Annotated in this window: 9 protein-coding genes; 3 read left to right on the top strand and 6 right to left on the bottom strand. The window is 48.7% G+C overall.

From position 1 onward, the window contains the following. On the top strand, positions 1-2,020 hold a 2,020-nt coding region (locus tag E1189_RS12170), incomplete at its 5' end, for an ExeM/NucH family extracellular endonuclease (RefSeq protein ID WP_155160599.1). Here the strand turns inward: E1189_RS12170 and E1189_RS12165 are convergent. Continuing rightward, positions 2,009-2,470, bottom strand: coding sequence for an NfeD family protein (locus E1189_RS12165; protein WP_155160598.1), 462 nt, complete (start codon positions 2,468-2,470; stop codon positions 2,009-2,011). The two genes, E1189_RS12170 and E1189_RS12165, sit on opposite strands and share 12 nt — an antisense overlap. Before the next feature lie 6 nt (positions 2,471-2,476). Continuing rightward, a complete protein-coding gene (locus E1189_RS12160) occupies positions 2,477-3,391 on the bottom strand; it encodes an SPFH domain-containing protein (protein WP_155160597.1) in 915 nt (304 codons plus the stop codon). Between the two features lie 132 nt (positions 3,392-3,523). Here E1189_RS12160 and E1189_RS12155 point away from each other — a divergent pair, with 132 nt between their 5' ends. Further along, entirely contained in the window at positions 3,524-4,045 is a 522-nt protein-coding gene (locus E1189_RS12155; protein WP_155160596.1) for a DinB family protein, read from the top strand. Here E1189_RS12155 and E1189_RS12150 read toward each other — a convergent pair. The 4 genes from E1189_RS12150 to E1189_RS12135 are packed head-to-tail and all read right to left on the bottom strand — an operon-like array spanning position 4,031 to position 8,103. Then, positions 4,031-5,827, bottom strand: a complete 1,797-nt coding sequence (locus E1189_RS12150) for a bifunctional lysophospholipid acyltransferase family protein/GNAT family N-acetyltransferase (RefSeq protein ID WP_155160595.1) — start codon at positions 5,825-5,827, stop codon at positions 4,031-4,033. The two genes, E1189_RS12155 and E1189_RS12150, sit on opposite strands and share 15 nt — an antisense overlap. A 52-nt stretch (positions 5,828-5,879) precedes the next feature. Next, positions 5,880-6,305, bottom strand: a complete 426-nt coding sequence (locus E1189_RS12145; RefSeq protein WP_155160594.1) for a hypothetical protein — start codon at positions 6,303-6,305, stop codon at positions 5,880-5,882. A 60-nt stretch (positions 6,306-6,365) separates the two neighbouring features. Continuing rightward, positions 6,366-7,520, bottom strand: coding sequence for an ATP-grasp domain-containing protein (locus E1189_RS12140; RefSeq protein WP_196221400.1), 1,155 nt, complete (start codon positions 7,518-7,520; stop codon positions 6,366-6,368). After that, on the bottom strand, positions 7,510-8,103 hold the full coding sequence (locus E1189_RS12135; RefSeq protein WP_155160592.1) for a DedA family protein: 594 nt from the start codon (positions 8,101-8,103) through the stop codon (positions 7,510-7,512). The genes E1189_RS12140 and E1189_RS12135 overlap by 11 nt, the downstream gene beginning before the upstream one ends. 477 nt (positions 8,104-8,580) lie before the next feature. On the opposite strand from E1189_RS12135, the gene E1189_RS12130 reads away from it, so the two are divergent. Further along, a complete protein-coding gene (locus tag E1189_RS12130; protein WP_155160591.1) occupies positions 8,581-9,012 on the top strand; it encodes an H-NS histone family protein in 432 nt (143 codons plus the stop codon). The last annotated feature ends 32 nt before the right edge of the window (positions 9,013-9,044 follow it).

Below are 9,044 nucleotides of genomic sequence, written 5' to 3'. Positions count from 1 at the left end.
ACCAGACAGTGCAGTGGCTGTTGAGGCTGCAGCTCCCAGCCCAGAAGCATCGACACTACCTATGGGATGCGGCAACTGTGCCACGCTAATTAGCCAGGTACAGGGTGCAGGCGACACCAGCCCACTGATTCCTGTGGATGCTAAGGAGTCTCCAGAAATTGTTGTGGAGGCGGTTGTCACAGCTAACGCGCCCGACCGGTTGAATGGCTTCTTCCTGCAAGAAGAATTTGCTGATGAAGATGGCGACCCGGATACGTCCGAAGGCCTGTTTGTTTATGGCAAGCGTCCGGAGCTCAATGTAGGCGACCGGATACGTGCCCGTGGGGTCATTCAGGAGTTTTATGGTCAGACTCAAATGGTTCTCAAAGATGTCACTATCTGTGCAACAGGCGCTTTAGGGGAAGTGCGAGCAGCGATGCCTGGCAAAGGGTTCAGCCTGCAGGATATGGAGAAATATGAGGGCATGCTGGTGAATTTCAGCGGCTCTAATGCTCTCTCAGTGACCCGCAATTACAGTTACGACTTTGCTTCTCGCCGGAACAATATGGAAGTCAGCTTTGGTGGGCCGCTGTTCAAGCCAACACAGTTATTCCCTCCCCTTTCCGAAAAAGCGACAGCTATGGCAGAGGCCAACAGCAGTAACCGGATGACCGTGATTACTGATGGCAGTCAGGTTAATGGCCAGATGAGTTACTACCCAGCCTTTGGCCCTTATATTCACTATATTCGCACAGGTGACCTGATCAGCGATCTTACGGGTGTTATCACTTATCGCTACGGCCGGTATGAGCTACTGCCCACCCAGACACTGGATACCTATGCCTTCAATCACGAGTTCTCACCCCGTGTTGCCTTCCCCGCTCCCCATGAATACGGCCATGTGCGGGTTGCCAGCTTTAATGTGCTGAATTACTTCAATGAAGTGCTGCCGGATCATAAGCCTAACCCTACCGGCCAAAACCGCGGCGCAACAACCATTGAAGAACTCCAGCTGCAGCGAGCAAAAATTGTTGAAGCAATCACCCGCATTGATCCCGATATTATCGGTTTGATGGAGATTGAAAATAATGGGTTTGGCCCCGGCAGCGCCATGGAAGATTTGATTTCAGCTATAAACAGTCGCCTGCCGGAGTCGGAACACTACAAGGCTGTCAGTACTTATGAGTCTGGTGTCATCGGCAGTGATGCCATTACTGTGGGTCTGGTGTATAAACCTGCCCGTATTAGCCTTTCCGGCGGCCTGCTGGTAGTTCCCATGCCCGTGCAGGAGTTCACCCTGACCAGCACTGATGACAAAGATGTGAAAATTATCAAGTCTATGCGCCCGACTGTGGTACAAACCTTTGAGGATAAATGGTCCGGCCAGCGCATTACTGTGGGTGTCAGCCACTTCAAGTCTAAAGGTTCCATGTGTCTTGAAGATTATATGGAGTATGCCGACACCAGCGGCAAGGTTCCTTTGGATGGCACACGCATCAAGGCGGGCAGTAAAATCACTGTTCCCAACTATCAGGATGATCTGCAGGGCAGCTGCAACGAATTCCGCGTAGCGGCCGCCAAACATTTGGGAGACTACCTCAAGACAATGAATCATCTGTTGGCGGACAATGTTCTGCTCATCGGCGACTTCAATGCCTACGGTCAGGAAGATCCGGTTCGTCTGCTAACCAGTGGCAAGAAGATAAAACAACCTGTTCAGACATCGGCCAAAACAACTGTCAACTGTCGTGAACTGCCCTCCGAACGGATCGAGAGAGGCTTCGGCTTAGTGAATCTTGCACCCAGCAAACATAACTATTCCTTCACTTATGATGGTGAACTGGGGGCACTGGATCACGCTCTGGCCAATAAGTCGCTGGCTGGCAAGGTTGTAAACGTGCATGAATGGCACATTAACTCTGCGGAGAACTCATTATTCGAGTATTCGGATAAATACTCTGGAGCGCTGCCCAAGGACGATGGCCCGTTCAGTGCGTCGGACCACGACCCTGTACTGATTGATCTTGATCTATCGATCTGACTCGATAAACAACGTCATACCTTCTGAGCCAACCACAACAACGGTCGCTCCCGCTTCCAGTGTCTGGTTGGCTCGCACCTTCCACTTGGTATCACCAATCTGTATACGACCATGGCCGCCCGGCAGGTTCTGGTCCAGCACAACAATGCGCCCAACCATTTGGGCTGCCCTGTCGTTAAGCAGAGGCTCTTCGCTGTTCTGCCCGGACTTACGAAGGAAGAACCACCAGACAACTGTGAAAATCAGCGCACCCGCACCAAATACGCTGAATTGCACAGCCCAGCCCATATCCGGAACCAGCCAGAGCAGAAATCCCTGAAGAACCGCTGCAGCAGCGGCTCCCAGCAAAAAGCCACCGGCTCCCAGTGCTTCCATGCCAAGCAGCAGAAAACAAAAGACAACCCAGTGCCACGGCTGCAGTTCAGCGATAAAAGAGATTAAGGGCTCCATAAGGCGTCAGTTTCCTTTTTTAAGAGAAGCCTCAGCCACAAGTTCTTTAATGCCGGCCAAAGAACCAATCACATTACCAGCTTCCAGGGGCATCATGATGACTTTGTTGTTTTCTGCAGATGCGACATCCTTCAACGCTTCTACATATTTCTGGGCGATAAAGTAGTTGATCGCCATAGGGTCACCTTCTGCAATCGCTTTAGAGACAGACTCTGTTGCCTGAGCTTCTGCCTGTGCCAGACGTTCACGGGCTTCTGCCTCACGTTTGGCGGCCTCCAGCTCACCCTCCGCTTTCAGAATCTGCGCTCTCTTTTCACCTTCCGCGACTTGAACCGCAGCCTCACGGGAGCCTTCCGCTTCCAGAATCTGGGCGCGCTTTTCACGTTCAGCTTTCATCTGGCGCCCCATGGCATCCACCAGATCCTGAGGGGGAGCGATATCGCGAATCTCTATACGGGTGACTTTTACACCCCATGGGTCAGTGGCTTCATCCACTTTGTCTAACAGGCTGGCATTGATCTTGTCGCGATTAGAAAGCATTTCGTCCAGTTCCATGGAACCCAGCACAGCACGGATATTGGTCATGGCCAGATTCTGCATAGCCAGCAACAGGTTATTCACCTCGTAAGAGGCTTTCACGGAATCCTGAACCTGAAAGAAGCACACTGCATCGGTAGTGACTTGCGCGTTATCAGAGGAGATAACACTTTGCGGAGGAATATCCAGTACCTGCTCCATCATGTTTTGTTTACGACCGATACGATCCACAATAGGAATCAGCAGGTTCACACCGGGATGAAGCACGCGGGTAAAACGCCCCAGACGTTCAACGGTATAGTTATAACCCTGTGGCACAATCCTCACGCCGGTGAGAATCAAAATGGCCACAAGGGCAACAAAGGCTATCGCTGTTATTTCCATGTTATACGCCTCATATCTATTCAGGAGAGACTGTACAGCAGCCCTGTTCTCCTGTTAATGGATTTCTTGGGCTGTATTCATAATCGCGAATAAGCTAGCCTGAAGTCATCTGTTTTGAGTTTCGGGAAATTTATGTCGCTTCAGTCTGCCGTGTCTGCAAATTGTGATTCGCTTCTTGAAATCAAGAGCCAGCTGTCTGGGTTGTCTTCGTCGCTTTATACCCGCAAGCCGCAATACACAGGTGGATCTATTGGTGTTCATGTCCGCCATATTATTGAGCACTATCATATGCTGTTTGATGGTTTACCTGGCGGTATGATTTGTTACGACAACCGCGTACGAAACTCATTGCTTGAGCAGTCGTCGGCTGCCGTTCTCTCGGCTTTGGCAGGTATTGTCAGCCGGTTGCAGGCACTGATTGGTGAAAAGAATCATTCACTGACTTTAAAGGCCGTTGTATCTGGATGTTCGGATGAGCAGTTATCCACACAAACAACACTGGTTCGTGAATTAATGTTTATCCACAGCCACACGCTGCATCATCAGGCCATTATTGCGATGATTCTGAAGGCGGAATCTGTGGATATCTCCGACAATTTTGGTGTGGCCCCGGCAACACTGCAGTTTCGAAAAAGTGCCTCAAACGACCGTTGAGGCAGGGCTTACAGAAGTTTCAGCGTGATATTCACAGAAAACCTTGTAGCCAGCTTCACCCAGATATCGGCTTATCGCCCGCTTTTCGCTCTTGAGCAGGTCTACGATAATCAGCCCATCCAGTGCATCGTTAAACTCGCTATCCACATTAAAGCCCACAAAGGTTCCGTTCAATTTGAGGTATTGCTTGAGAAGAACAGGCACGCCCCGATCCTTTTCCACAAGTTGAACAAGGCTTGAAAGCTGTTCAATATCCCCTAGCCCTGCCAGCATTTCCCGATTCCATGGCAAACCTTTCATCTCTGGTAATGGGCTGACTGGTTGAACCAGTGTCGCCAGCTCCTGATCGAAATTATTCTCTTTCAGGCTCATCGCCATGAGGTAGCGGGAGAGGTTCTGGTAATCATTGCTGATGCTCACCGGCCCAAACAAAACACGGTATTGAGGGTGTTGTACAACCCAGCAACCAATGCCTTTCCACAGCATTTGCAAAGCCATCAGGCTTTTCTGATATTCCGGGCAAATAAAAGAGCGCCCCATTTCAAGGCAAGAGCCCAGCTTATCCAAAAAGCGCTGGTCGTAATGGAACAGGCTGCGGGAATACAGCCCTTGTACACCTTTAGCGGCAACCAGTTTATCCACCTGCCCAATACGATAGGCACCCGCCACTTCCTGCTTTTCCTTGTTCCATAAAAAGAGATGCAGGTAGTGTTGGTCAAAATCATCAATATCCACAGCCTGACCTGTGCCTTCCCCTACTTCCCGAAAGGTCAGTTCCCTTAGCCGACCAATTTCCTGTAGCAGGTGAGGAATCGATTGGGCATCCGAGCACCAGACTTCCATATCGCCTTTTGTAAGCAGGCGGAAGTTTGAAGGCAGTTGCCGAATTTCGTTCGCAAGCAAACCTGCTTTAACGGGGGGAGCGACGGCACAGGTTGAACTCTGTGCCATTTCCTGAGTTTTTACCTTTTGATTTTTAGGATCAAGAAGCAGCGATCGCATGCGTAATGCACTGGTGAGCTCATTTCTCTGGGGGAGCTTGTTGAAGGTGCGTGCTGGCGCAATGCTTCCTCCGTATAGCTGCAGGGTTTGCCCTTTTTTATTCAACAACTCATGCACAAGCCGTGTGGTACGCAGCAGTGGGTGAATACGCCCGAGCAGGTAAAACAACCAACTGTTCCGGCCATCTACATACACTGGCATTACACTTGTCTGGGTTTCTCTGAGAATACGGCCTGCGGTGTGCCGCCAGGGCGCTTCTTGAGTGGCTTTGCTCTGCCAATCCCAGTCTGCAACTTCACCGGAAGGGAAAATAATCAGCACACCGCCATTGCCTACCCATTGCGTGGCTTCCTCTATTGCGGCCTGATTGGCACGCTTGCGCGCTTGGCGAGAGGATTCGCTAAGAATATCCACACCAATAAACAACTCTTTCAACCCTGGCAAGGCGTTCAAAATCTGATTCGAGAGAATGCGTACATCGGGGCGTGCTTTCAGGAAAACATCCAGGAGAGCTATGCCCTCTGCTCCGCCAAAGGGATGGTTAGAAACCACCAGTAAAGAGCCTTCTTGAGGGATCGAAGAAAAGGCTGCGCCATGAACCTGATAATCAAAATCCAGCGCAACCATGGCAGATTCGAGAAATGCCTTCCCCCGCTGGTTGCTAATATGCTGGTGATAAAGGCGATCTAGCCGGCGAAGGCCTGTCATTCTTTCCAGCACTTTCATCAACAGGCCGCGTTTTCCCTTCCACTTGAGATGAAAAGGTGAAGAGTCAGTCATATCCAGCCTCCCCCAGCAGATATTACTTTCTTATTTTTGTCCGGGTCTTTATTCAGAGCTTCTGTTTATCGCTCAGTTCCATGGCGATGATAACAATCGAGGCCACTAAAATGGCGCAGGCATTGATAAACAGCAGACCACCATCGTTACCCACAATATTTCCCGCTCCATCAAATTCCGGCATGTGAATACCAAGAGGTGTAAACAGGTGGAAGAACACTGCACCGGCCATTGTGCCAAATGCAGCTAACGCTCCCAAAATGCGACTACCGGTCAATAGTAGGAGAGAAGCGATCAGTTCCACCGTGCCCACTATATAAGCACCGTATTCAGCAAACCAGTAGATGCCTGCCCACTCTCCAATAGTTCCAAAGATATACACTGTTTCCGGCGCGCCGGAAAATTTGAAGAAGAGAGATTGTACAAACACAATCGAGATATAGAGCGAAAGTCCGAACTTTATATATGACGCTTTCATTATTCTGCCTCCCTGGCATATTTAAGTACCCAAGCCATTACTTTCCCATAGTCTGGGTAATTATTCTGTATCTGGATACTGCTTTCCTAATCGTAGCTCCTTGAAAAATCCTGCCACAACCTGACGCAGGTTTCCCCCGCGATGTCCTCGTTTCCGATTAGCGGCACCAATTTCAAAGAGCGTGTTGTATTGTGCGAAGAGTGTTTTATATACCTCCCGAAGGGACGAGTCTGCATCCCAGATGTGGGCAGCTTCACTACTCACACCGTTGACTTCAACAATCCGAAAGTCTTCGCCCTTCACAAAACTCTCCTCATTAGCAAAGCGTACATCGAAACGCCCGTAATAAAAGCCGTCGATATCTTTGCTGACTCGATCAAAGGCATCTGTCAGTTGTTCTGTAATCAAATGCCGACCATCCCGAAAAATAGCACCACGGCTATGGCTTCCTGCGAATGCCAGACGAAACGGCTGGCCAGGCTCAAAAACCTTTTCGAGTTGATCCTGATGGCGTTTGAGATAGAGATGAGCCAGCCGGCCTGCTCGCTTATCTTGCAGGATTAATGTTTTTAAAGTGTCCACACCATTGCCATACACGTAAGGCTGATACTTTAATGCCAGGGAAAAAATCTGTCCCCGAGGCTCCCCTGGTTTGCGAATATAAAACACCCCTGCTTCCGGCTCCCAGGGCACCAGTTCTTGAAGAATGACGTTAGCTTTATTTGGAAATGTCAGAAAATACTCTTTCAACTGCTCCCTATCCCGAACAATGCGTACTCCCTCACCACGACATCCCACATCGGGCTTGGCAATCACAGGAAACTGCAACCCTGAGAGCTGCATCTGTTGTAAAGCATCTTCGAGTTGCGTGGTAATATCGTTGGTGCCATTAGTCATTCGACACCAGGGAGCAATCAAATTGCGGGTATAGTCTCCAGCTTGAAGAAAGTTATCGGCTTTCGATTCCCCCACCAGCCCGCCCAAATAAAAGCCGGGGTTGGCACTTAATGGCACGGTCAGCCCGCGGTATCGTATTGCTTGAAATAACCAGAGAATGGCAACCGGAAGATAAACCAGAGCTGTGGGCCAAAACTCAAAAAATGCCAGGGCTCTTGTTCTTTTTGCCAAAGGCGGCATACCAACATGAGCCTGTTTAGCTGAGAATGTCGGTTTTATTGCCTGTTCAATCAGGTTTTCATCTCTGTTACTGATCATCCTTAATCTCCAGATAGCGCCCGATATACCCATTCAGGAGCCTTTGACAAAAATAAATTATCACACCAAAAACAGGGACAAGAACCCATTTCCAAATGCCAGCATCCTGCCAAAACGATGAGTTTGATAGCTGCAGTCCAAACCAGTGGACACCACCAAATGCCAGAGCCACCCAAAAAAAACCTGCTACGCCAACAGCCCAGATAAACCGTTTAATAGAGACGGTGAACACCCCGCAGGATAAGTAACAGGGGAGCCGAAGCCCTGGGGCGAATCTCACAATAAAAATGACCAGAAAGAGGTAGCTTGATACCCAGTGTCGGAAATCCTTAACCCGTTTTTGTTCGGTGTGTTTTTGAATAAAGGAGAATCGCCTTGCTTGCTTACCCAGAAAATAAAGACCAACATCGCCTACGACAATCCCAAGCAGTAGTGCAACAAAAGCCATCTCGGGCTGAATGGTTCCTGCAGTCGCTAACATTGCTCCAGAAACAATAGCCGCATCTTCCAGAACAAATGTTGCGAAAAACAAAGCAATGGGGATGACCCAGGGGTGAGATAAGATATCTGAAGAAAAAAACACTGAGCAACCCTGCCCTTTTTATTATTATCCCGAACACATCTTTACAGTAATCTCGAGAGATATAAGTCGTAAAGGCATTTATAACAAGAAGATATGATTACTTCCCCCCTTAGAGCAAGGTCATTATTACCAAATATGTTATCTGCCCAACATTCCAATCCAAATACAGGGCTTTGCTTACAAACTGCTATCAAATAAGTGGAAAAGTGTATTATTTTGTAAGACTCGCCATGAAAACCTGTCGTGATTTATTGACAATCAATAGTTTTTATCTGAGTATTCGCAGTGAAAATCCGGTGTTATCGAAAAGAATATTCAGACTTGGTGTTTTCATTCCAAAAATGTTTTCGCATCACTGATTCGTTATAGTTCTGCTGAGAGTTATTTTATCAGTATTTTTAGCCAAACATTTAGCTGAATTAGCTTCGTCTGATCAGAATTCTGCATATCAACAAATCATTATCCTGGGGTATTACCATGAATATGTTCGAAGAAATCATGCATCGCCTGTCCAGTAAGACCCGCATGCGTGGCCTGTTTAAAGACGTTCACTTTGAAGATATGGAACGTATCATTGATCGCATGAACAGCCTGCTGGAAGAAAAGCGTGCTGCTTATGAAGAAGATCAGGCCAAGAACAAAGAAAAAGAAGAAAGCATCGAGCAGATTCGCAAGATTCTGGAAGAGAAAGGCTTGTCTCTGGCAGATCTGGGTGCGACAGAAGAAGTAGCTACCAAGAAGCGTCGCAACATAAACAAGTACACCTTTGAGTACGTGACCAAGGCTGGTGACACTGTGCAATGGTACGGCTCTACTACCGGCCGTCTGCCAAAAGACTTCCAGGCTTACCTGGACGAAACTGGCAAGAAGCGTCTGGACTGTGTAGTCAAACAGGAAGACGAAGAGTAATCTTCACTCCCTCTTAAGTCATAAAGGAGGCA

Source organism: Parendozoicomonas verongulae (assembly GCF_009711465.1).
Classification (GTDB): Bacteria; Pseudomonadota; Gammaproteobacteria; order Pseudomonadales; family Endozoicomonadaceae; genus Sansalvadorimonas; species Sansalvadorimonas verongulae.
Note: the sequence above shows the minus strand (reverse complement) of the source record. Positions and strands in the feature narration are given on the sequence as shown.

Excerpts from the sequence above, each read along its gene's own strand:
- E1189_RS12165 (WP_155160598.1), bottom strand. The coding sequence starts at position 2,470 with ATGGAGCCCTTAATCTCTTTTATCGCTGAACTGCAGCCGTGGCACTGG.
- E1189_RS12160 (WP_155160597.1), bottom strand. The coding sequence starts at position 3,391 with ATGGAAATAACAGCGATAGCCTTTGTTGCCCTTGTGGCCATTTTGATT.
- E1189_RS12155 (WP_155160596.1), top strand. The coding sequence starts at position 3,524 with ATGTCGCTTCAGTCTGCCGTGTCTGCAAATTGTGATTCGCTTCTTGAA.
- E1189_RS12150 (WP_155160595.1), bottom strand. The coding sequence starts at position 5,827 with ATGACTGACTCTTCACCTTTTCATCTCAAGTGGAAGGGAAAACGCGGC.
- E1189_RS12145 (WP_155160594.1), bottom strand. The coding sequence starts at position 6,305 with ATGAAAGCGTCATATATAAAGTTCGGACTTTCGCTCTATATCTCGATT.
- E1189_RS12140 (WP_196221400.1), bottom strand. The coding sequence starts at position 7,520 with ATGATCAGTAACAGAGATGAAAACCTGATTGAACAGGCAATAAAACCG.
- E1189_RS12130 (WP_155160591.1), top strand. The coding sequence starts at position 8,581 with ATGAATATGTTCGAAGAAATCATGCATCGCCTGTCCAGTAAGACCCGC.